The 21,102-nt window shown below is 39.8% G+C and carries 24 protein-coding genes; 5 read left to right on the top strand and 19 right to left on the bottom strand.

Annotated features, from left to right (window positions below):
* Nucleotides 1–19 precede the first annotated feature (19 nt).
* From BR30_RS0117260 to BR30_RS0117245, 4 genes are all read left to right on the top strand, one after another.
* Nucleotides 20–229 (top strand): YheE family protein, encoded by a 210-nt coding sequence (locus tag BR30_RS0117260; RefSeq protein ID WP_026566049.1) that lies wholly within the window; start codon nt 20–22, stop codon nt 227–229.
* Between the two features lie 82 nt (nt 230–311).
* A complete protein-coding gene (locus BR30_RS0117255; protein ID WP_026566048.1) occupies nt 312–503 on the top strand; it encodes a hypothetical protein in 192 nt (63 codons plus the stop codon).
* A gap of 126 nt (nt 504–629) precedes the next feature.
* Nucleotides 630–1,541 (top strand): helix-turn-helix domain-containing protein, encoded by a 912-nt coding sequence (locus BR30_RS0117250; RefSeq protein ID WP_026566047.1) that lies wholly within the window; start codon nt 630–632, stop codon nt 1,539–1,541.
* Between the two features lie 104 nt (nt 1,542–1,645).
* The gene (locus tag BR30_RS0117245; RefSeq protein WP_026566046.1) at nt 1,646–2,746 is read left to right on the top strand and encodes an ABC transporter ATP-binding protein; all 1,101 of its coding nucleotides are present in this window, start codon (nt 1,646–1,648) and stop codon (nt 2,744–2,746) included.
* 37 nt (nt 2,747–2,783) lie between these two features.
* Here BR30_RS0117245 and BR30_RS0117240 read toward each other — a convergent pair whose 3' ends face one another.
* On the bottom strand, nt 2,784–3,026 hold the full coding sequence (locus tag BR30_RS0117240) for a hypothetical protein (protein ID WP_026566045.1): 243 nt from the start codon (nt 3,024–3,026) through the stop codon (nt 2,784–2,786).
* Between the two features lie 357 nt (nt 3,027–3,383).
* Between BR30_RS0117240 and BR30_RS0117235 the strand changes: the two genes are divergently transcribed.
* Complete coding sequence (locus BR30_RS0117235) at nt 3,384–3,587, top strand: alpha/beta-type small acid-soluble spore protein (protein WP_026566044.1); 204 nt, start codon at nt 3,384–3,386, stop codon at nt 3,585–3,587.
* 72 nt (nt 3,588–3,659) lie between these two features.
* Here the strand turns inward: BR30_RS0117235 and fumC are convergent, their stop codons facing one another.
* From fumC to BR30_RS0117145, 18 genes are all read right to left on the bottom strand, one after another.
* Nucleotides 3,660–5,042 carry a class II fumarate hydratase gene (gene fumC, locus BR30_RS0117230; RefSeq protein ID WP_026566043.1) on the bottom strand — a complete coding sequence of 461 codons (1,383 nt, stop codon included), beginning with the start codon at nt 5,040–5,042 and terminating at the stop codon, nt 3,660–3,662.
* A 135-nt stretch (nt 5,043–5,177) separates the two neighbouring features.
* Nucleotides 5,178–5,639 (bottom strand): PaaI family thioesterase, encoded by a 462-nt coding sequence (locus BR30_RS0117225; protein ID WP_035445721.1) that lies wholly within the window; start codon nt 5,637–5,639, stop codon nt 5,178–5,180.
* A 149-nt stretch (nt 5,640–5,788) separates the two neighbouring features.
* Nucleotides 5,789–7,339 carry a solute symporter family protein gene (locus tag BR30_RS0117220; protein WP_026566041.1) on the bottom strand — a complete coding sequence of 517 codons (1,551 nt, stop codon included), beginning with the start codon at nt 7,337–7,339 and terminating at the stop codon, nt 5,789–5,791.
* The gene (locus BR30_RS33880) at nt 7,339–7,689 is read right to left on the bottom strand and encodes a DUF485 domain-containing protein (protein WP_051633668.1); all 351 of its coding nucleotides are present in this window, start codon (nt 7,687–7,689) and stop codon (nt 7,339–7,341) included. Before BR30_RS33880 ends, BR30_RS0117220 begins: the two co-directional genes overlap by 1 nt.
* A gap of 511 nt (nt 7,690–8,200) precedes the next feature.
* Complete coding sequence (locus BR30_RS0117210; protein ID WP_026566039.1) at nt 8,201–9,154, bottom strand: NAD(P)H-dependent flavin oxidoreductase; 954 nt, start codon at nt 9,152–9,154, stop codon at nt 8,201–8,203.
* A 146-nt stretch (nt 9,155–9,300) separates the two neighbouring features.
* Entirely contained in the window at nt 9,301–10,200 is a 900-nt protein-coding gene (paaX, locus tag BR30_RS0117205; protein ID WP_026566038.1) for a phenylacetic acid degradation operon negative regulatory protein PaaX, read from the bottom strand.
* Between the two features lie 100 nt (nt 10,201–10,300).
* Nucleotides 10,301–11,077: an enoyl-CoA hydratase-related protein gene (locus BR30_RS0117200; RefSeq protein WP_026566037.1), complete on the bottom strand. Its 777-nt coding sequence runs from the start codon at nt 11,075–11,077 to the stop codon at nt 10,301–10,303.
* Between the two features lie 67 nt (nt 11,078–11,144).
* Nucleotides 11,145–12,350 carry an acetyl-CoA C-acyltransferase gene (locus BR30_RS0117195; protein WP_026566036.1) on the bottom strand — a complete coding sequence of 402 codons (1,206 nt, stop codon included), beginning with the start codon at nt 12,348–12,350 and terminating at the stop codon, nt 11,145–11,147.
* Nucleotides 12,347–13,222, bottom strand: coding sequence for a 3-hydroxyacyl-CoA dehydrogenase (locus tag BR30_RS0117190; protein WP_026566035.1), 876 nt, complete (start codon nt 13,220–13,222; stop codon nt 12,347–12,349). Before BR30_RS0117190 ends, BR30_RS0117195 begins: the two co-directional genes overlap by 4 nt.
* An 84-nt stretch (nt 13,223–13,306) precedes the next feature.
* Nucleotides 13,307–14,824, bottom strand: coding sequence for an aldehyde dehydrogenase family protein (locus tag BR30_RS0117185; protein ID WP_026566034.1), 1,518 nt, complete (start codon nt 14,822–14,824; stop codon nt 13,307–13,309).
* A gap of 15 nt (nt 14,825–14,839) precedes the next feature.
* Nucleotides 14,840–15,613 (bottom strand): enoyl-CoA hydratase-related protein, encoded by a 774-nt coding sequence (locus BR30_RS0117180; RefSeq protein WP_026566033.1) that lies wholly within the window; start codon nt 15,611–15,613, stop codon nt 14,840–14,842.
* A gap of 15 nt (nt 15,614–15,628) precedes the next feature.
* Nucleotides 15,629–16,405, bottom strand: coding sequence for an enoyl-CoA hydratase/isomerase family protein (locus BR30_RS0117175; RefSeq protein WP_026566032.1), 777 nt, complete (start codon nt 16,403–16,405; stop codon nt 15,629–15,631).
* Entirely contained in the window at nt 16,405–16,707 is a 303-nt protein-coding gene (locus tag BR30_RS0117170) for an EthD family reductase (protein WP_026566031.1), read from the bottom strand. The genes BR30_RS0117175 and BR30_RS0117170 overlap by 1 nt, the downstream gene beginning before the upstream one ends.
* 15 nt (nt 16,708–16,722) lie before the next feature.
* Nucleotides 16,723–17,223 (bottom strand): 1,2-phenylacetyl-CoA epoxidase subunit PaaD, encoded by a 501-nt coding sequence (gene paaD / locus BR30_RS0117165; protein WP_026566030.1) that lies wholly within the window; start codon nt 17,221–17,223, stop codon nt 16,723–16,725.
* Between the two features lie 24 nt (nt 17,224–17,247).
* Nucleotides 17,248–18,060 carry a 1,2-phenylacetyl-CoA epoxidase subunit PaaC gene (paaC, locus tag BR30_RS0117160; protein WP_026566029.1) on the bottom strand — a complete coding sequence of 271 codons (813 nt, stop codon included), beginning with the start codon at nt 18,058–18,060 and terminating at the stop codon, nt 17,248–17,250.
* Nucleotides 18,057–18,410, bottom strand: a complete 354-nt coding sequence (gene paaB / locus BR30_RS0117155; protein ID WP_026566028.1) for a 1,2-phenylacetyl-CoA epoxidase subunit PaaB — start codon at nt 18,408–18,410, stop codon at nt 18,057–18,059. The genes paaC and paaB overlap by 4 nt, the downstream gene beginning before the upstream one ends.
* Nucleotides 18,411–18,435: 25 nt before the next feature.
* Nucleotides 18,436–19,392, bottom strand: coding sequence for a 1,2-phenylacetyl-CoA epoxidase subunit PaaA (gene paaA, locus BR30_RS0117150; RefSeq protein WP_026566027.1), 957 nt, complete (start codon nt 19,390–19,392; stop codon nt 18,436–18,438).
* Nucleotides 19,393–19,486: 94 nt separating this feature from the next.
* Nucleotides 19,487–20,812, bottom strand: a complete 1,326-nt coding sequence (locus BR30_RS0117145) for a phenylacetate--CoA ligase family protein (protein ID WP_026566026.1) — start codon at nt 20,810–20,812, stop codon at nt 19,487–19,489.
* Nucleotides 20,813–21,102 lie beyond the last annotated feature (290 nt).

Below are 21,102 nucleotides of genomic sequence, written 5' to 3'. Positions count from 1 at the left end.
TTAAAAGGAGGATTTCGCGATGATCTTGCACTTTCAATTTAAACCATTATTTGAAAATAAAAATATACCTGGCTGGAATTTTTCCTTTTATCATAAAAAGCAACGGGTGACGGGAATTTATCACCAAACAGGGAAAATAGAATGGACAACAAATGTGCCTGAACAGGATGAGATTGAGGCATTATCGAGCCAAATCCATGAACTCATGCTTTACCATGTATATGAATAATCTAAAATTTGAATGACCATCGTGCATGAAAACTTGCCTTTTCAGCAAAACTAAATATAGTTTTGGGAAAGGAATGATAAGGATGGACAAAGGAAAAAACATGGGAACTGATGCAGAATCTGCATATGAAGGCAGAGATAAAGTGTCTATGGATGTTGACCGAATGATTAACGAAGGAATGTCCGGTGGGGCAGTTCATTCCCGTCAGGAGTCAACTAATATCGAAGAAGCCCGTGACCTACAAGAAGAACAACCCCCCTATGAATGCGATTGATAATAAATACCCAAAGAACTGGCTAGCCGAATTAACCTTGGCTAGCCTTTATTATTTTATAGGTTCAGTAACTACTGATATAATGTTAGAAGACACTAAAAATTTTTTATAATGGGGAAATCAAAAATGCTTAGAAAATTATTGTCTATTTATGAAAATTCCATTTTGTTTCCCGATCAACCTATTACGCATTCAGAACAGTATTATGTATTTTTCAGCGAGATGGAAAAAGAATGGATTGGCATTCCTAAATCTGAGGTAACTGAAAAGGAATTAACCCTCCTTCAAGTGATTTATCAATTAGTTGAGAATCCATCAATTGTCCAAAATTCTGTAACCAAGGGATGGGATGCGTATTTATTAGAGGATGGTCCTCCCCCCTCTTATAATGCTGAGACAAATCTTCGGTTCATTCAATTTCAAATTAACGGAGATGATACGAATCAACTTGAGATTGAGTCAGCATTAAAAGGGTTCTTTACTGAAGGAGTCATCATCATCTGGGAGAACAAAAGACGAGGAATTATTATTGAAGAGGACACCATAGTCTTACTTACGGAAGAAGAATTGATTTCCATGTCAGAAACCTTAGAAAGTGACTTTTATGTCAAAATCGCTTTTTTTATTGGAAAGTTTAATTCCTTTAACGACCAACTTCGGTCAAAGTTCCTGCTTGAGAAAGAATATTTTTCCTTTGGCCTGACCAATCTTGTTTCCCTTATGAATATTTTTACATTTGAACGGGTTCTTCCTGCATATGTGGCTTATCACTTGCCGATGGATTTAAAACCAAAGATCCATCAAGGAATATTCGAAATTTTTAATGATGATCCTGAGATGTATTCGACCATTAAAGTTTTTCTTGAGAATAATTTAAATGCCAGTTTGACGGCAAAAAAATTATACATCCATCGAAATACACTCCAATATCGAATTGATAAATTTATCGATAGGTCTGGAATCCAATTAAAGGATTTTTATGGAGCCTTTACAGTCTTTTTAGCTTGCCTTCTATTTGAACAAAATCAAAAGAGATAACAAAGTGCCCAAAAAAGCGTTTTCATTCTTTGTGCAGTCTGTCCATACCTATTTTCTTCTGCTACTTGTAAACTATTACTAACAAGATAAAGGGAGGAATTACAATGGCAGAGTTAAAATTAGATCATATTTATAAAATTTATGATAATAAAGTAACAGCTGTACAAGACTTCAATTTACATATTGAAGATAAAGAATTTATCGTGTTTGTAGGACCATCAGGGTGCGGAAAATCTACGACACTTCGAATGATTGCTGGTCTGGAAGATATTTCAAAAGGAGATTTCTACATTGATGGTAAAAGAGTAAACGATGTAGCTCCAAAAGATCGTGATATCGCGATGGTTTTCCAAAACTATGCCCTTTATCCACACATGACAGTATATGATAACATGGCATTTGGCTTAAAACTTCGTAAATTCCCAAAAGATGAAATTGACCGCCGGGTAAAAGACGCAGCAAAGATTCTTGGTTTAGAGGCTTACTTAACTCGTAAACCTAAAGCTCTTTCAGGTGGGCAACGCCAGCGTGTGGCATTAGGCCGTGCGATTGTACGTGATGCAAAAGTATTCTTAATGGATGAACCATTATCAAACCTAGATGCAAAACTTCGTGTTCAAATGCGTGCTGAAATTGCTAAACTTCACCGCCGCTTAGATACTACTACAATCTATGTTACACATGACCAAACCGAAGCGATGACAATGGCTACACGACTAGTCGTTATGAAAGATGGAATCATTCAGCAAGTAGGTTCGCCTAAAGAAGTTTATGAAAAGCCTGAGAATGTCTTCGTCGGCGGCTTTATCGGATCTCCTGCGATGAACTTCTTCAACGGAAAACTAGAGGATGGAAAATTCGTAATTGGAAATACTGCGCTTGCTGTTCCAGAAGGAAAAATGAAATATTTACGCGAGCAAGGATATGTTGGAAAATCAATTATCCTAGGTACACGACCAGAAGATATTCATGATGAGCCAGTTTTCATTGATGCATCGGCTGGATCAAAAATTAAAGCTCAAGTAGATGTTGCCGAGTTAACTGGTGCAGAATTAATGATATATTCAAGTATTGGCGGTCAAGATTTTGTAGCTCGCGTTGATTCTCGTGGTGATATCCATCCAGGCGATACATTAGAACTAGCATTTGATATGAATAAAGCACATTTCTTTGATGAAGAAACAGAATCAAGAATCCGCCCTTAATAAATATGGACCAATAAGCCCTGCTTCTTAGCAGGGCTTATTCTTTTATAAAAAATACTTCTTCTAGATGACAAGCAGGACATCGATACACATGGGGACACTTATGACCTGAATTTGTATCAGGATATCCATCTTCCATTTTCATTAAGTCAATCTCCATATATGGACTATAATCATCATAAAAATCCATTAGACGACCACTTTCCATCATAGGCTCCCCGCAATTTGTACATAATAAATAGGCTTCACGAAAACCATTACATACTGGGCATTCAGACATTCCATTCACCCTTTTGTTTATTTGATAACCTTAGTTTGTGTTAACTTACATGCCATATGTAATGGAATAAATTACTAATTAATTTCTCGAATAAGTCTTTCCGTTTTAATCATAATAAGTATTACAAAGCAAGCAACCATTCAACAACACGATGGATGAAACCAAAAAGGGTATTAGCCGGTGCAAGTCCGACTCATCCAGCCAAACCAAAGTTTTATAAATGAATCTCCAATTTGTAGAAAGCTTATCAAAGTAATATTGATAATATGGGTTAGGCCTAGGCGGCAATGGTTTAATCTCCATTATGGTTCAACTCCATACTGACCCCAAACTTATTAAGAGGAGTGTTATTCAACTATGGCAAGTAACAACAACTCTAATCAACTTCTAGTACCAGGCGTCGAGCAAGCTCTTAGTCAAATGAAGTATGAAATTGCTTCAGAATTTGGTGTAAATCTTGGTGCAGACACTACTTCACGTGCCAACGGATCTGTTGGTGGAGAAATTACAAAACGTCTAGTAGCAATGGCTGAGTCTCAACTTGGCGGATTCCAACGCTAATATTTAGTAATCCAAGTAAATACAAATAAATATTATGGCTAAGCCCCTTCCATTTGGAAGGGGCTTTCAATTTCATATCATATTTTCTGGCTTAACCCATTTAGAAAACTGGTCTTCAGTAACATAATCTAATTTTATCGCTGCTTCCTTTAGAGAACAATTTTCTTTGAAAGCTAATTTGGCAATTTCCGCTGCCTTTTCATAGCCAATATGAGGATTTAATGCTGTAACAAGCATCAATGAGTGATTCAAATGTTCTTTAAGAATCTCGTCATTGGCCTGAATACCTACGGCACAATTTTTATTAAAGGATCTTATGCCATCTGAAAGAAGTCTAACCGATTGGATAAAATTATTAATAATAACTGGTTTGAATACATTTAACTCGAAATTTCCTTGACTCGCCGCAAAAGCGATAGCAGCGTCATTTCCATATATTTGGCACGTTATCATTGTCAATGCTTCACTTTGAGTGGGATTTACCTTTCCGGGCATAATTGAACTGCCAGGCTCATTCGCCGGGATATTAATCTCTCCAATCCCACTGCGAGGCCCACTTGCCAGCCAACGGATGTCATTAGCAATTTTCATTAAATCAGCGGCCAAAGCTTTAAGCGAACCATGAATATGCACAATCTCATCGTGACTTGTTAAAGCATGAAATTTATTTTCTGAGGACCGAAATGGATATCCAGTAAATATGGAAATTTGCTCAGCGACCATGTCACCAAAAAAAGGTGGTGCGTTGATTCCTGTACCAACTGCCGTTCCTCCGATTGCCAAATCAAGCAGATATTGGCTTGCCTCATTTATCATCATTTCACATTTTTCAAGCATCCACCGCCATCCACTAATCTCTTGTCCCAGTGTCAGTGGTGTTGCATCCTGTAAATGTGTTCTTCCGATTTTAATGATTTTAGAGAAATCCTTTTCCTTTTGCAGGAGAGTATTTTTAAGTTCTGATATTGCAGGAAGAAGTTCTACTACGATTTTTTGATATGCAGCAATATGCATGGCTGTTGGAAAGGTATCGTTGGAACTTTGCGACATATTGACATCATCATTTGGATGGATTTTTTCATGTGCAGCACCCAGATCCTTTAAATATTCATTTGCCTTGTTGGCTATCACTTCATTTACGTTCATGTTGGATTGAGTCCCGCTACCTGTCTGCCAAACCACAAGTGGGAAATGTTCATCCATATCTCCGGCATGAATAGAATCACATACTTTTTGAATCGCCTTCATTTTATTTTCACTGAGCTTGCCTAATTGGAAATTTACTATTGCTGCGGCCTTTTTAATAAAAACCAAACCATATATTAATTCCAACGGCATTTTCTCTGAGCCAATTTTAAAATTGTCCTTGCTCCGTTGTGTTTGAGCACCCCAATATTTATCAATGGGCACACGAACCTCACCAAGAGTATCCTTTTCAATTCGATAATTCTCCACTTATCAGCACACCTCACAAATTCATATACTTCAATATATATACCCATTCCTATCTATTTTATTAAAGTAAGTAAGGCGATAATCAAAAAAAACTGCAGACACTTGTCTGCAGTTCAGAGTGTAGAGCTTTAGGAATTAATTACTTTCATTCTCTTCTACTGGGACAAAATAGTGGCTTTTACGGTAAACCAATGCTTCCATGGTAGCTAAAAGTTCTCCATCACTTTCTACATGGATTTTATACCATGCCGTACGGTTGTTTCGCTTTTCTTCTACAGCTATAGCCCTTAGACGGGATCCTTTCCGGCCAGGAGACATAAAATTAACATTTGTTGATAATCCAACAGAAGTTTTCCCATAAGAATTACTGGCTGCCGCAAAGACATAGTCAGCTAAAGAAAAGATAATAGCTCCATGAACTGTACCGTGCGAATTCAACATATGGTCCTTTACGTCTAACTCAGCAGTTGCAGTCCCTTCTCCCATCTCTATTAATTTCATCCCGAGAAACTGGGCATAAGGCTCTTGTTCGAGCGTTTCGAAAATTTGCTTGTAATATCTTTTGTGGACTTCCTGTTCTGTCATACTGGATTTCATATTGATTCCTCCTGTATTTTTATTTGTAGGATTAATAACCACATAAATCATTGAACATGAGCAAAGAGCGCCCCTGTTCAATGATTTACCTTTTTCACTTATTAGTGATATTCAAGCCCCATGGTGTTCAAGTAATCTCAAGCTTTCAATCAATGATCTTTCGCAGCACTAATACCATACCCCGTGTTTGATTTATATAAAACTTCTGCAAAGCTTTCTGCATTCGATTTTCCTCTAGACAGAACTGTTCCTAAATATGCGCCAAGGAAACCTAGCGGCACCGTGTAAATAGTTGGATTTAGCATCGGGAAAATAGGTTCCCCGGTAAAAATGGCGGCTCCCGGCGTTGGACTCCATACATTCGGGCTCAATAACACAAGGACAACAGAGCTGATTAATCCAATCAGCATCCCTGTAATAGCCCCTGTTGAATTAAAGCGCTTCCAATAAATTGTGCATAATATTACAGGAAGATTTGCACTGGCAGCAATACCAAGAGCCAATACAGACAAGAAAGCGACATTTAATTTTTGGGCAGACAATGCAAGTAAAATGGAAACAACAGCTACTCCGATGGAAGCAATACGTGCTACAAATACTTGCTGCTTTTCTGTTACTTTTCCACCTTTAATGATTTCTCCATAAATATCATGAGCAAACGCAGATGCGGATGTGAGCACAAGACCTGAAACTACCGCAAGAATGGTAGCAAAAGCAACTGCTGAAACAAAGGCAAATAAAAAATCTCCGCCCATCGTTTTCGCCAACAATGGTGCTGCCATGTTTCCAGCAGGATTCGCAGCAACAATATTTTCAAATCCTACAAATGCCGCTGCACCGAAGCCTAAAAAAATGGTCATAATGAAAAATACCCCAATGAACCATGTTGAATAAACGACTGATTTACGTGCCGTCGCTGCATCTTTTACTGTAAAGAAACGAACAAGAAGATGCGGTAAACCTGCTGCTCCTAAGACAAGTGCCATATTAAAGGAAATCATATCCAACCCATCTTTGTATTTGTTTCCTGGATTCAAGAACTCTTCTCCAAATGGCGTTGCGGATTTTACATGCTGAAACATATTCATAACACTGAAGTCAAATTTAGCAAACACAATAAACGTTATAACAAATGATCCGATAAGCAATAAAACAGCTTTTGTAATTTGCACCCAGCTGGTAGCTGTCATTCCGCCAAAAATAACGTAAATCGTCATCAGGATACCTACAAGTAAAACGGATGTCGCATAATCGATTCCAAGCAGCAACTTAATAAGTCCGCCTGCCCCAACAAGCTGAGCAATCATATAAAAGATGGAGATAACCAGCGTGTTAACGGCAGCTACTCCTCGAACTTTTTTGGAATTGAAGCGAGCCGTAATCATGTCGGCCATTGTGTACTTTCCTAGATTTCGAAGTGGCTCAGAAACCAAATAGAGCAAAAATAAAAAGGCAACTAGATTTCCAATACTCATGTAAAATCCATCAAACCCCACTAAAGCGATCGCTCCTGTAATCCCCAAGAACGAAGCGGCAGACATAAAATCTCCGGCTACCGCCAAACCGTTTTGCCATGCTGTCAATCCGCCTCCGGCTGTGTAAAAATCACTCGCATTTTTTGTTCTTTTAGATGAAAAATATGTGATGACCAATGTTAAAGCGATGATTCCCAGGAATAAGGATAATGCCAATAGACTCATTAATATAATTCCTCCTTATGTTTCGCTAAGATAGCCGCCGCTAATTTATCGAATTTTTCAGACTTTTTAATGTAGACGAAACCGCATACCCATACGAGAACAAATTGCAGTAATGCATAAACCCATGCCCATGTCATATGGCCAATAGCCTGATAGTTTAATACTTTCGTATAAGCAGCTAAAATAGGTAAGGCAAAATAGAATAAACCGAAAAAAACGACCATTGGCAAAATAAATGATTTCTTTTGCTTTAACAGCGTTTGAAAATCATTCGTTTGTATCAGTGATGTGTAAGAATCCTCGTGTAATTTCTGCGTGTGTAGTTTCTGTTCTTGAAATTGCACTCCCATACATGCTCCTCCTTTTATAACAAATGCAATTAAGTAACTATAAACATTTGTTATATAATTAAATTCCCCAAATCGAAAACTTCCTCTCGAACCCCTTAAAAATAAATATTAAATGGCAATTTTTCTACCTATCACTCTCCTGTAGATTTAAAAACACAACGTTTATTTAACAAACAAATTATAAACGACGATTAAAAATCTGTTATACTATTACTTGATAAAAATACCATAGGGTTGCACATTTGTAAATAAAATTTAGACATTTCTGAACAAATATGTATTTATTTTTTCTCTCGTTTTATATAAAGGAAACTTCCATCTGCGAGGGTTTTACTGCCAGTTAACGCAGTATCAAATAGGAGGATTTGATTTATTGCGGCTAGACTTGGCACGCCAATAAGCCCAAAGGAAACTTCCTTTGGGCGCAATAAAGGTTTTGCATTCAGGAATAAACGTTAAAGAAGGTTCTCAAACTCTTATACATAATTAATTTAACAAAGGTGTTTTTTGTTTATTTCACAAAGTCCATTGCTACTCTATTAATTTGTCTGCTCGCTTCTTCCATCATGCTGTCCAACAGCTCTTTCACGCTAGGGATGCCAGAAATCAATCCTGCTACTTGTCCACTATTAATAAATCCATTTTCTAAGTCTCCTGCTATCGCTCCCGTTACATGCTGTTTTTCGGTCGTCATCTCATTATATTGTTCTAAAGTCATCCCTTGCTCTTCTATATTAAGCAATTTGTGTGCGTATGGGGTCTTTAACATTCTTCTTACACGCCCCACAGAACGCCCTACAATGACCGTGTCGGTGTCACTTGCGTGAACCAAATTTTGTTTATACGTGTTATGAAATGGAGCCTCTTTCGTAGCAATCAGCCGTGTACCGATCTGGACACCGCTGGCCCCGAGCATCAACGACGCCGCTAGACCTTTTCCATCCCCAATCCCCCCAGCAGCAAGTACCGGAATGCCCACAGATTGAGCAATTTGCGGAATGAGTGTGAACGTTGTCAGTTCAAGATTGGAGTTAATCCCAGCTGCTTCAAATCCTTCCGCTACTAATATATCCGCTCCTGCCGCTTCTGCTTTTTGCGCATGCTTTACAGAAGCGACAACACAGATTACTTTTACACCATGCTCGTGAAGAACCGGAATAATGGGAGCAGGATTCCCTGCAGATAATGATACAACTGGAATATGATGTTTTATAACCAACTCTACTAGTTCCTGCACAAAAGGTGTAACAGTAATGGCAATGTTTAAAGCGAAAGGCTTATTTGTTCTCTTTTTCGTTTCTTGAATAATGTTTTCTACTTCGTCCGGCGCCATGGTACCGCATCCAATTGTCCCTAATCCTCCCGCTTCTGATACAGCCGCCGTAAGGGGCGCGTTACTGATGTTTCCCATGCCTCCTTGAATGATAGGGTATTTAATATGCAATTGTTCAGTTATATATTTCACTTTTACCACTCCCCTTATAAATAATGTTATAATAGAATCAACTTAAACACAATCATAATCATACAAAGGGGGATATAATATACTTATTTTACAAAAAGGATACGAATATAGAGAAATCCTCGACAAATAAAAAACTCCTAGAGCCGCTAGGAGTTTTTTATTTGTTCGCTGATTAACAGATGGTCAGAAGCATCATATGATTGATCTTTGCGCCTTAAATCATTATCTTCCTGGAAGACCTCTTCAAAGAAGCGGTTAGCCGGCTCAGCCAACATTTTATAATATTGACTAAACAACAAGGCCGCATGGTTACCGCTCCAGCGCGCAGGTAAAAGCTCCTTCGGCAATCCTGGATCAGTGAATAAAAATTTCCGATACTCGTGAACTAGATTCGTTCTCTCGACAAAACATTCCGCATCTGTCATCTCGCCTCTTTGCATGATACTTTGATGCACAATGTATTTCCTGCTGTAATCCGAGATAAATTGCTCATACTTTTCTTCAATCTCAGATAAAGGCCAGCTTCTCTCTACAAGCGATTGGCTTTCCTTCGGCCCCTTATATTCTGATAAAAAGAAATCAACGTATGGCCTAATATCATATTTGTCGATTAGGAGCTCAGCTTCCTTATCTAAGGCATTGGGAGATATCCAGCAGCCGCTGGCAAAACTTCCAAAGCCACTCCATAGTAATTCTTTTCTGAATTCATCGCGAATTTGTCTTTTTTCTTCGGGAATGGTATACATTAGGATTCTCCACTTTCCATCCCATTCATGAGGATTCAGCTTGAAAATTCTTCCCGCAGCTTCTTCCATGCGGTTATCACCGCGAGAGGTTAGAAAATAATAACTTTTATTCCCCTTTTTCTCTGACTGTATCCACCCTTGTTTCAACATACGCGAAACAGCTACACGAACAGCCTGTTCGTTATGTCCAAATTCTTTTAATAAGCGTATTAAACTTCCAATCCAAATCTTATTTCCATAATGGCGTAAGTAATCGCCATAAATCGTAAAAATCATGGACTGCGTATTTGCAGTGCTCATTTATCTCACTCTTTCTGTTTGCACCGCCTGTATATGTTTTGTTTTAAAGAAGTGGAGCACTAAAGAATCTATTATTATTCTATGCTGATTATTGCAGCTATTATTTTCCAGTGAAATCAGGCGTTCTACGCTCGCTAAAAGCTCGTAAAGCCTCTAATCGGTCTTCAGAAGGAATCGTTATTTCATAAGCTTTCGACTCAATCGCCATTCCAGTTTGCAAATCTGCATTCATCCCTTGATTAATCGCATATTTCGCTTGCTTTAAAGCAATGGGACCATTTTTCATCATTTCTGCTGCAAACTCTTCACAAGACTTCATTAGTTCTTCTCGCTTTACAACTCTCGTTAGTATTCCGTATCCATAAGCATCTGAAGCAGAGATTTTTCGGGCTGTAAAAATCAGCTCTTTAGCTTTTGCTTCGCCAATTAACCGCGGTAAACGCTGCGTACCGCCAGCTCCGGGAATAATAGCCCAACTGGTCTCTGTAAGTCCCAGCTTCGCTTCCTCTACTGCAATGGAAAAATCACAGGCCAACATTAATTCAAACCCACCGCCAAACGCATAGCCGTTTACCGCCGCAATGGTTGGATGTGGAAGAGATGCTATGCTGTTGAATACATCCCGTATGGCTTTTACGTTTCTTCTTACTTGCACATCGGTTAAAGTTTTACGCTCTTTTAAATCAGCACCTGCACTAAAGGCTTTCTCACCTGCTCCAGTGAAAATGACTACTCTCACTTCTGGATCTAGCTCAATAGAATCTACCACTTCTTGTAACTGCTTTAATGTCTCATAATCAAAACAATTTAACACGTCAGGACGATTTATTGTTACATACCCTATACTATCTTCTATTTTATACAAAACATTAGACATTTTCTACACCTCATTTTATTTGCTAAAAAACCCTTACTTGGCATTTCGTCAAATAAGGGCCCTCACGTTATTCTGTTACACTCTCAACGATCGCCGCTATTCCTTGCCCAACGCCTACACACATCGTCGCAAGGCCGAATTTTGCATCGCGTTTCTTCATTTCGTATATAAGGGTTGTTAAGATACGGGCTCCGCTTGCCCCAAGCGGATGGCCATACGCAATAGCGCCTCCGTTTACATTCACTTTATTTGTATCCAGCTCCAATTGACGGATGCATTCTAAAGCTTGAGAAGCAAATGCCTCATTTAATTCAATTAACCCGATATCTTCGACCGTTAAATTGGAACGTTGCAGCGCTTTTCTTGTAGCAAAAATCGGTCCTAATCCCATGATAGCCGGCTCTAATCCTGCTGTTGCTCCTACTACATACTTCACTAGAGGCTTCAATCCTAATTCCTTCGCCTTATCGGCACTCATGATTAATAACGCTGAAGCTCCGTCATTGACACCTGAAGCATTACCCGCCGTAACCGTTCCTCCTTCAAACAGAGGCTTTAATTTTCCGAGTTTATCTAATGTTGTATCCGGACGAGGATGCTCATCCTTATCGACGACAATTTCATTTCCTTTTCGATCTTTATATACGACTGGGACAATCTCTTGTGCAAAACGATTTTCTTCCATCGCTTTTTTCGCTCGCTGCTGACTCTCAAAAGCGAACTGATCCTGATCACTGCGTGAAACATTAAAGCGCTGAGCTACATTTTCAGCTGTTTTCGGCATTGTGTCTACGCCGTACATTTCTTCTAACTTTTTATTTGTGAAGCGCCAGCCAATCGTCGTGTCTTGAAGCTCCATACCACCGCGAGGGAATTCTTTATCAGGCTTTGCCATAACGAATGGCGCACGTGTCATGCTTTCCGTACCGCCGGCAATGTATATGTCCCCTTCTCCAATCGCAATCGCTCTAGCTGCATACATGACAGCATCTAATCCGGAGCCACATAAACGGTTTACTGTTGTACCCGCAACGCTAACGGGGAGACCCGCCAGTAAAGCAGACATTCTTGCTACGTTACGATTGTCTTCACCTGCCTGGTTTGCGTTTCCAAAAATCACTTCTTCAATTTCATCAGCCGGAAGAGCCGGATTGCGTTCTACAAGCGCCTTGATGACAACCGCACCTAAATCATCTGGACGTACACTTTTTAAAGCCCCGTTATATCTGCCAATTGGTGTTCGAACAGCATCTACGATTACAACTTCTCTCATTTTTTAACCGCCTCTTTTTCTTTGGTAGTATAATCATATACTCCCTTGCCTGATTTTCGACCTAAACGTCCTGCCTTAACATATTGCTCTAATAACGGAGCCGGACGATATTTTTCACCAAGCTTCTCGTGCAAATACTTTAAATTATTTAAACGGGCATCTAACCCTACTAAGTCTACAAGTTCAAACGGACCCATTGGGTAATTCAATCCTAATTTAATGGCTTTATCAATCTCCTCAGGTGTACCCAGCCCTTCTTGAAGCATGTAAAAAGCTTCATTACCGACCAAGGCGCTAATGCGGCTTGTTACAAATCCAGGGAACTCATTAATCACAACCGTCTCTTTTCCCATCTTTTCCGCAACTTCTTTAATCACTTGTGCCGTTTCATCACTTGTTTCCAAGCCGCGAATAATTTCAACAAGCGGCATTTTATGAACAGGATTAAAAAAGTGCATCGCAATTGTTTTTTCCGTACGGTTTCCGTATGAAGCAATTTCCGTTGGACTCATCGTTGATGTGTTCGTCGCAAAGAAACAATGAGCTGGTGCATATTTTTCAATCGTTTCAAATACCGCTTTTTTGATTTCAGCTTTTTCAGGCACAGCCTCAATCACTAAATCCGCTTCACTGGCCGCTTCTTGTAAACTAGTAGCGTAGTAAAGATTTTTCTTGGACAATTCTACTGTTTCAGCAGATATTTTTCCGCGGGATAATCCTTTTTCAAAAATGCTGTTCAATTCCTTTTTGGCATTTTCTAATGCCGCTTCATTCACATCCACTAAGGTAACCGAGTATCCGCCGACTGCTCCTACATACGCAATGCCTCTTCCCATTACACCTGAACCTACTACAACAATGTTATTTATCATGGTTGTCCTCCTTTTTCAACACACACTTATGCAAATAAGTACGAATAAAACTCATTAGGAGCTCTATCCGTACTCATCATAGAATTACACACCAAATGGATTTAATGGACGGCTGCCATAGTAAGAAATGATGCTTTTTGTTTCCGTATACAGATCAAGCGTCTCAATGCATAGCTCACGGCCAAAACCGGATTGTTTATAACCGCCAAACGGTGTTCCAGGCATGGCTGAGAACGGGCAGTTCACCATTACGATACCAGCTTGAATTTGATTGGCTACACGAGTAGCACGGCCTCCGTCTTTTGTCCAAACAGCTGAACCTAATCCAAATTCAGTATCATTAGATAATTTGATTGCTTCTTTTTCATCTTTGAATTTCATGATGACAACAACTGGTCCAAAGATTTCTTCTTTAACTACTTTCATATCATGATTGACATTGGCGATAACAGTTGGCTCGTACCAGAATCCATTTTCAAATCCTTCTACTTTTGCCCCTTTACCACCGGCTAAAATTTCAGCTCCGTCTTCAATTGCAGACTTCACATAGCTGTCCACTACATCCCATTGGCTTTGATCAATAATCGCACCAAGGTGTGTTTCTTTATCAAATGGATTTCCTAGTTTTAATTTTTTTGTCTTTTCTACAAATTTACTAACAAACTCATCATAAATATCTTCATGTACGTATAAGCGGGAACGCGCTTCACAAGACTGACCTGTATTATAGAAGATACCGAATAACGAACCGTCTACCGCTGCATCGATATCAGCATCAGCAAATACGATATTAGGTGATTTACCGCCTAGCTCTAACGTAACACGCTTTAACGTTTTAGACGCTCTTGCCATGATATCTTTACCGATTGGTGTAGAACCAGTGAAGGCTACTTTATCTACTTTTGTATGCTCCACTAAGTAGTTTCCAACTTCTGCGCCTGAACCAGGAACGATGTTTACGACACCTTCAGGTACTCCAGCCTCAAAACAAATTTCTCCAAGAATAATAGCTGTAAGCGGTGTTAAACTAGCCGGTTTTACAACAACCGAACATCCGACAGCGATGGCAGGAGCAATCTTCCACGCAGCCATCATTAATGGGTAATTCCAAGGAATGATTTGCGCACAAACTCCCACAGGTTCTTTTTCAGTATAGTTGTGGAATTGTCCAGGCACAGGGTTCACCGTACCGCCATGTCCTACGATGGCACCTGCATAAAATTCGAAGTCTTCGATTGCCTGCATCACTTGACCTTGTGCTGCATGCAGGGATTTGCCAGTATCTAAAATCTCTAACTCTACTAATTCATTAAATCTTGAACGCATGATCGAAGCGATTTTATTTAATACACGAGAACGTTTATTAACCGGTGATTTTTTCCATTTGCCAAAATCAAATGCATTGCGAGCTGCTTGAATTGCTTTTTCTGTATCTTCTTTTGTCGCTTTCGCTACCTCCGCAATGACTTCGCCAGTAGCAGGATTATATGTTTTAAACGTAGCGCCGTTGCTGCTTTCTACTTTTTCGCCATTGATGATTATATGATAGAATTCACGTTTCATAGCAGGTTTTTCTGTTTTGATTTCTTGAACTGTTGACATATTATCCCACTCCTTTTATTTTCCTGTAAAAACAGGTTTGCGTTTTTCTAAAAATGCGTTGACGCCTTCACGAGAATCTTGCGTCAATCCTGCAATACGTTGACCCTCAGCTTCTTTCTCTAAATAAGAGTCAAAAGAAATGTTGTTAGCCAAGGTTAAATAACGTTTGATTAAGCCGATTGCTTTCGTTGGCATTTGAGCAAGCTTCACAGCAAACTCCTCGACTTCTTGTTCCCATGTATCCATCGGAATCACTTTTGTCACTAGCCCGAGGTCAAAAGCCTTCTCAGCACTAACCTTTTCTCCCAAAATAGACAGCTCTGCTGCTTTCGCGCTTCCGATTAATTTAGATAGGAAATAAATATTACCTGAATCTGGAATTAATCCGATATGGACAAAGGCATTAAGAAAGCTTGCTTTTTCTGAAGCTATTCTAAAATCGCAAGCAAGTGCTAAACTGAATCCAGCCCCTGCTGCTACACCGTTTACGGCGGCAATAATAGGCTTCTCACATTTCACAATTTGTTTCACCATGGGGGCGTAATGATCTCTGAGAACTTGGCCATGATCCATTTCCTCATTAACTTCCGCTAAGTCTTGTCCGGAGCAAAACGCACGCCCCTCACCAGTTATGACAATACATCGCACCTTTTCATCTAATGAGGCTTCTCTTACCGCCTCTTTTATTTCACGGTTCATCTGAGCGATAAAAGCATTCAGCTTATCCGGTCTATTCATTCGCAGCCACGCTACGCCATCTTGTACGTTGTAGCGAATCGTTTCAAACATATCCCTTCCGCCTCCTTATCTTCCTTTGAAGTGCGGTTTTCTTCTTTCTATGAAAGCCTGCATTCCTTCTTTTTGATCTTGTGAAGAGAATAATAAGTAAAAATTCTTTCGTTCATACTGCATCCCTTCGTATAAGGAATGGTCCACCGCTTTATTTACCGAATCTTTAATAAGACGCAATGATAAAGGAGGTTGTTTTGCTAGCTTAACGGCAAACTTCATCGCTTCTTCCATCAATAATTCTTCCGCAACAATCCGATTGACGATTCCGTGCTCCAGCGCTTGTTCTACCGAAATTCTATCCCCGGTCCAAAGCCATTCCAGCGCTTTTGTTCTTCCAGCAAGTTTCGTTAAACGTTGTGTGCCTCCGGCTCCTGGCATTACACCAATATTGACTTCTGGGAATGAAAATTCAGTGCCGCTTGCTGCAATTAACATATCGCAGCAAAGCGCTAGCTCAAAACCCCCGCCCAACACAAATCCTTTCACCGCTCCTATTATCGGTTTTTTGATAAGAGCGAGACGATCCCAATCGGCAAACTGATTTAACAGCTCTAAACGGATCGAATCATCATTTGCCATTTCATCAATATCAGCACCGGCTGAAAAAGCACGTCCTTTTCCGGTGATTAATATCGTGACCACTTCATCCAGCTGATCAAATGATTCCATTGCTTCGACAATTTCTCTTACCATTCTGCGGTTTAACGCATTGTATTGCTTAGGGCGGTTTAGTTCAATTAATCCTACCCCGTCTATAATAGAAGTTTCGATAAATTGGAAACTGTTCATTACACTTCTTCACCAATCATTAATGTTACGAGTTCTCCAGCAAAGCCCATTAAATCTTTTCCAGAAGCCTTGCCCTCTGCAGAACGCATGCCTTGCTTAAGCGCTTCATGATCGTCGTAATACATTTCACACATTAAGTAGTACTCTCCCTCACCACCCATTGGAGATCCGACGATTTTGGTTACTTCCATTTTACGAAGGCCCGGAATCTTCTCTGTAATTGGACCGTGAACATTAAAGTAATGCTCGTCAAATGCTTCTTTATTTTCAGGATGTTTATATAATGCGATCATTTTTACCATGGTTGTTTCCTCGCTTTACATTAAATTTGAAATCGGCTTCATTGCCTCAAATGGATTTTTGCAGCTTTTGCAATACAAAATGCTTCTGCATGCAGTCGGGCCAAAAATATTTTCCAATGTTACATAAGTAGAACCACAGTACGGACAGTCTACATGCCAGGAGCCGTCTTCCTCCATCTGTTTTGGAGGAGGGGCTATTCCGAACGCCTTTAGCCCCTGTTGTCCTTTTTCTGAAATACGGTCTGATGTCCATGGCGGGGATTGTATAAACTCCACCGAAACTTCTTCAGCAGTCGGAAGCCCCTTCACCGCACGAACAATATTGTTTTTAATAATCTCTAATGCCGGACAGCCTAAAAAGGTCGGCAAAATTTTAATCGATATATCACAATTTTGGATGGAAACCTCTTCCACCATCCCTAAATCGATAATACTTACTGTATCAATCTCGGGATCTTTTACATTTTCCAATATGCTTAACACGTCTTCCTGTGTTATCTGCAAGGGTGCTATCATTATTCACACCTCTTTTCTGATTGATTACCAAGGCGCAACAGGATCGAGGTTGTATACTTCCCCTAGTGTGGTAAGTGCATCATCTAATTCTTTCGTGTGCTCTCCGTTGCGTCCATTTTGGCTTTGAGGATTTACTTTTCTAGGAATTTCTAAATCTAGCGATTCAAATATAGGTGCCAAAGCAACAGTCCATTTTTCTTTTAAAACGCTTTCTTCTTCAATCAAGCCAAACTGCTTCATTTGTTCTGCATGATGCCCTAATGAAAATACATCATCAAAGTCACTCATAACTTTGTCCATCGCCTGCATCATTCGCTCTTTCGCTTCTTCCGTTGTACTTAAAAGCTGGACAAACCAAGTTTTCCAATGAAGCAAGTGATAGTAAAGTTCCATATTTACTTTCACAGCTACTTCTGCCAGCGGACCGTATGCGCTTTGTTTCAACGAGTCTATTTTCACTTTTTTCGCTAGTGTGTAGAAACAGTTTCTCACTACCGCATAAGCCCAATCATATTGTGCATCTTCCATATAATGCCCCGGGCCGTTTACACGTTCTACTAAAATACTATTCTTTCTTTCATGCGTAGGACGGGCATGCGCTAAATCGTCTGCTTTCCCTAATCCTAATTCTTCTAACAGGGTATAGAACATTGCCGCGTGCCCCATGCTGTCCTGGCTGATGGAGGAAGAAGCCACATCCTCTTCAATATGCGGAGCTAATCCAAGCCATTCAGAACCGCGGTAAGCAAAAAAGAAATCATCATCTGCCAGCTGAAATAATAATTCAACCAATGCCTCTTTAAATTCTGGGCTTAATGTTTTTGCTGTTTCACTCATTTGTCTTTTCCCCCTGCCCACGACAAAATCTCTTTTTCATCAAACATTTTCTGTTCGTAATGACGCCATTTTTTCTTTAAATATCCGTATCCTTTTGTTGTACGGTAATCTTTATTATCTAAACGATTTAATATTTGCTTTTCTTCAGGCGCTAATGCTCGAATGTCTGATCTGTTAACCACCCAAATGTCAGCAACCGGTTCACGGCGCATGAAATTTTCTTGAGCCATAATCATAGCCATTTCTGCGTTTGGAGCGAGCAAGCTGAATTGATGCTGGAACGCAGAGCTAGGTGTACGCTTACTAAACACTTCAAACTCTTGATAAAATGTTTTATTATTATTTTCCATTTTTCCGTCTACTCCCTTCTGCTTCTCAGCTAATCGCTGCGCTTAATGCTTCTCGTACCCAAGCGTTACTTTCGTAAGATGTTCGGCGAAGGTTCAGACGAGCTTGAGATCGCGGACCTTGGTTTTTGCTGATTTTCTTTAACTCATTCCAATCGGGCTGTGCATATACCCACTGTTGCTTTTCCTCATCGTAATGGAGCGTTGGATCCGGAATCGTTAATCCTAATGATAAGATTCGCGGAATATATTTCGTAAAGAAGGCTTGACGTAGTTCTTCATTGTTTTTTGTACGAATCTTGTATTTGATAGTCACGTCTTGTTTCGAGCTACCCATCGTAGTGCTGCTGGCAGGTCCAAAGAATATGAGCAAAGCCTCCCACCAACGGTTTAGTGCCTCTTGGATCTGCGCTTTTTGCTCTTCTGTTCCTTCCGCCAAAGCGATGATGATGGATTCTCCGTGCTGAGCATGGAACACTTCTTCTGCACAAATGCGCTGGAGTGCTCTTGCATATGGGCCGTAGGAAGCGCCTAGCATATCCGTTTGAGTGATAATCGCCGCTCCGTCTACAAGCCAGCCGATTAATCCTGCATCTCCCCAAGTTGGCGCTGGCATATGAAACACGTTGTGAAACTTAAGTTTTCCTTGAAATAAGTCTTCCATTAAGTCGCCTCTTGTTTTTCCGTAAGGCTTTAGCAGGTCTTCTGCTACACGCAGCAATAATTGGCCGTGTCCCATTTCATCCTGAACTTTTGCCATAATACCGAGTTTCCGACGAAGAGAAGGTGCTTTCGGTACCCATTCTTTTTCCGGAAGCGCTCCCATTATTTCGCTCATTCCATGCATAGAAATTAATTTAATAAGTGCTGTCCTATATTCATCAGGCATCCAATCGTCTACTTCGATCTTCTCCCCCGCTTCGATGCGCTTCATAAATTGTTCTAACTTTTCCACCTCAGTAAATGTTTCTGTGAGATTAGACATCGTCTATTCCCTCCCTTTAGTATAACACTTCTATAACGATATTATAAATTATCGTTACATTAAAAATCAAACAATTTTATAAAAATTTAATATTTTATACAGTAGCGGCAACTTTCCGCTCATCCACAATGCGGACTGCTTTGCCTTCAGATCTAGGAATACTTCTTGGAGCAAGCACTCTTACCTTCATGCTCACCAAACAGTGATTCTTCATCGAATGCTGTACTTTTTTCATAACAAATTGAATATGCTCATGCTGCATGTCGTTATTTACTTGTTGGTAAATCTCTTCAGTAACTTCCACATGTAATTCCACCACATCCAACGTTCCTTCGCGACGCAGGCGCACCTGGTAATGCGGCGCAAGATCTTCGATTTGAATTAAAAAATGTTCAATCTCAGACGGGAAGACATTTACTCCTCGTATAATGAGCATATCATCGATACGGCCCTTCACACGTGACATTCTTGTTGTTGTTCTGCCGCATTTGCATTTTTCTCTCGTAATAGAAGCGATATCTCCTGTACGATAACGTATAACAGGAAATGCCTCTTTCGTTAAGCTAGTGAAAACCAATTCGCCTTCTTCACCATCGGTTACAGGTTCAAGGGTATCCGGATTGATGACTTCCACGATAAAATGATCCTCCGCAATATGTAATCCATCTTGCGCTTCATGACATTCCATCGCTACTCCCGGCCCCATTACTTCACTCAGGCCATAGATATCACAGGCTTTAATCCCCAACTTGGCTTCTAAAACTTTACGCATTTCTTCCGACCATGGCTCCGCCCCAAAGATACCAAATTTTAAAGAGCTGTTTTTTGGATTTTTCCCCATATCTTCCATTTCTTCAGCAACTTTCAGAATATAGGAAGGTGTTCCAGCAATTACTGTTGGCTTAAAGTCTTCAATGACAGTAATTTGACGCTCTGTATTCCCCCCGGATATCGGAACTGTTGCCATGCCAAGTCTTTCTGCTCCATAATGAATACCTAATCCACCTGTAAATAATCCATATCCGTACGCATTCTGAAATACTCCATCTGGCTCTCCACCAGCTATAGCAATGGCGCGGGCAACCATATCTGCCCAATTATCAATATCGTTCTTCGTATAGCCCACTACCGTTGGCTTTCCGCTGGTACCAGAAGAAGCATGAATACGAATGATGTCTTTCATGTCAGCCGCAAATAAGTTGAAAGGGTAATTTTCACGCAAAGCTTCTTTTTTTGTAAAGGGCAGTTTACGCACGTCCTCAATAGTTTGGATATCCTCTACTGTTATATTAAGATCCTTAAACTTTTCTTGATAAAAAGGTACTTTATCAGCTACTCTTCTTATTGTTTCCTTTAATCGAGCCAGTTGTAGCGCTTCCATTTCCTTTTTTGAGTATGTTTCAACCTCATGAATTATCATTTCTTCATCCCCTTTATCCGATTTCTCCCATTTAATCGCTTACAAAAGTTTATTATGTTGAGAATTTATATAACAAACTTTTTGTTATTGCTGTGATTTTTGTTACACTTTATATTAATAACGTATCACATGTTGAAATCATTGTAAATATATTCAGATATTTCTTTTTCTTTTTTATATTTCATAAATTGAAATTCTTGAAGTTTTTACACCAAAACCGTTTCTACCAATAATCTAAAATTATATATTACTACATAAAATCTCAAACTTCGCTCAGCGAAGTTTGAGAT

The sequence above is a fragment of the Bacillus sp. UNC41MFS5 genome (assembly GCF_000686805.1).
Note: the sequence above shows the minus strand (reverse complement) of the source record. Positions and strands in the feature narration are given on the sequence as shown.

Excerpts from the sequence above, each read along its gene's own strand:
- BR30_RS0117260 (WP_026566049.1), top strand. The coding sequence starts at position 20 with ATGATCTTGCACTTTCAATTTAAACCATTATTTGAAAATAAAAATATA.
- BR30_RS0117255 (WP_026566048.1), top strand. The coding sequence starts at position 312 with ATGGACAAAGGAAAAAACATGGGAACTGATGCAGAATCTGCATATGAA.
- BR30_RS0117250 (WP_026566047.1), top strand. The coding sequence starts at position 630 with ATGCTTAGAAAATTATTGTCTATTTATGAAAATTCCATTTTGTTTCCC.
- BR30_RS0117245 (WP_026566046.1), top strand. The coding sequence starts at position 1,646 with ATGGCAGAGTTAAAATTAGATCATATTTATAAAATTTATGATAATAAA.
- BR30_RS0117240 (WP_026566045.1), bottom strand. The coding sequence starts at position 3,026 with ATGTCTGAATGCCCAGTATGTAATGGTTTTCGTGAAGCCTATTTATTA.
- BR30_RS0117235 (WP_026566044.1), top strand. The coding sequence starts at position 3,384 with ATGGCAAGTAACAACAACTCTAATCAACTTCTAGTACCAGGCGTCGAG.
- BR30_RS0117225 (WP_035445721.1), bottom strand. The coding sequence starts at position 5,639 with ATGAAATCCAGTATGACAGAACAGGAAGTCCACAAAAGATATTACAAG.
- BR30_RS0117220 (WP_026566041.1), bottom strand. The coding sequence starts at position 7,339 with ATGAGTCTATTGGCATTATCCTTATTCCTGGGAATCATCGCTTTAACA.
- BR30_RS33880 (WP_051633668.1), bottom strand. The coding sequence starts at position 7,689 with ATGGGAGTGCAATTTCAAGAACAGAAACTACACACGCAGAAATTACAC.
- paaX (WP_026566038.1), bottom strand. The coding sequence starts at position 10,200 with ATGAGCACTGCAAATACGCAGTCCATGATTTTTACGATTTATGGCGAT.
- BR30_RS0117200 (WP_026566037.1), bottom strand. The coding sequence starts at position 11,077 with ATGTCTAATGTTTTGTATAAAATAGAAGATAGTATAGGGTATGTAACA.
- BR30_RS0117195 (WP_026566036.1), bottom strand. The coding sequence starts at position 12,350 with ATGAGAGAAGTTGTAATCGTAGATGCTGTTCGAACACCAATTGGCAGA.
- BR30_RS0117190 (WP_026566035.1), bottom strand. The coding sequence starts at position 13,222 with ATGATAAATAACATTGTTGTAGTAGGTTCAGGTGTAATGGGAAGAGGC.
- BR30_RS0117185 (WP_026566034.1), bottom strand. The coding sequence starts at position 14,824 with ATGTCAACAGTTCAAGAAATCAAAACAGAAAAACCTGCTATGAAACGT.
- BR30_RS0117180 (WP_026566033.1), bottom strand. The coding sequence starts at position 15,613 with ATGTTTGAAACGATTCGCTACAACGTACAAGATGGCGTAGCGTGGCTG.
- BR30_RS0117175 (WP_026566032.1), bottom strand. The coding sequence starts at position 16,405 with ATGAACAGTTTCCAATTTATCGAAACTTCTATTATAGACGGGGTAGGA.
- BR30_RS0117170 (WP_026566031.1), bottom strand. The coding sequence starts at position 16,707 with ATGGTAAAAATGATCGCATTATATAAACATCCTGAAAATAAAGAAGCA.
- paaD (WP_026566030.1), bottom strand. The coding sequence starts at position 17,223 with ATGATAGCACCCTTGCAGATAACACAGGAAGACGTGTTAAGCATATTG.
- paaC (WP_026566029.1), bottom strand. The coding sequence starts at position 18,060 with ATGAGTGAAACAGCAAAAACATTAAGCCCAGAATTTAAAGAGGCATTG.
- paaB (WP_026566028.1), bottom strand. The coding sequence starts at position 18,410 with ATGGAAAATAATAATAAAACATTTTATCAAGAGTTTGAAGTGTTTAGT.
- paaA (WP_026566027.1), bottom strand. The coding sequence starts at position 19,392 with ATGTCTAATCTCACAGAAACATTTACTGAGGTGGAAAAGTTAGAACAA.
- BR30_RS0117145 (WP_026566026.1), bottom strand. The coding sequence starts at position 20,812 with ATGATAATTCATGAGGTTGAAACATACTCAAAAAAGGAAATGGAAGCG.